At 52.3% G+C, this 277-nt stretch carries 1 protein-coding gene; it reads left to right on the top strand.

The genetic code is table 11. The features are described 5' to 3' along the window. Window positions 1-277 (top strand): glycosyl hydrolase 53 family protein (locus SB658_RS23565; protein ID WP_410602718.1); only part of this gene is annotated, 277 nt, incomplete at both ends.

Genomic DNA, 277 nt, shown 5'->3' with positions numbered 1-277 from the left:
ACTGGGGATGTACTCAAAACGATGAGAGCCCAAAATGCACTGCCGAACATGGTACAGGTTGGAAACGAATTGAACTCAGGTATGCTCTGGCCGAACGGCAAAAGCTGGGGTGAAGGCGGGGGTGAATTTGACCGGCTTGCTGCTTTGCTAAAAGCGGGAACAAATGCGGTTCGCTCTGTCGATTCAAACATGAAAGTCATGCTTCACCTTGCCCATGGCGGGGACAACGGGGCCTCCCGCTGGTGGTTTGATGAAATCACCAAAAGAGGCGTCTCAT

Source organism: Bacillus sp. SIMBA_008 (assembly GCF_046535495.1).
In the GTDB taxonomy this organism is placed as follows: Bacteria; Bacillota; Bacilli; order Bacillales; family Bacillaceae; genus Bacillus; species Bacillus subtilis.
This window is presented reverse-complemented; position numbering and strand designations above follow the sequence as displayed.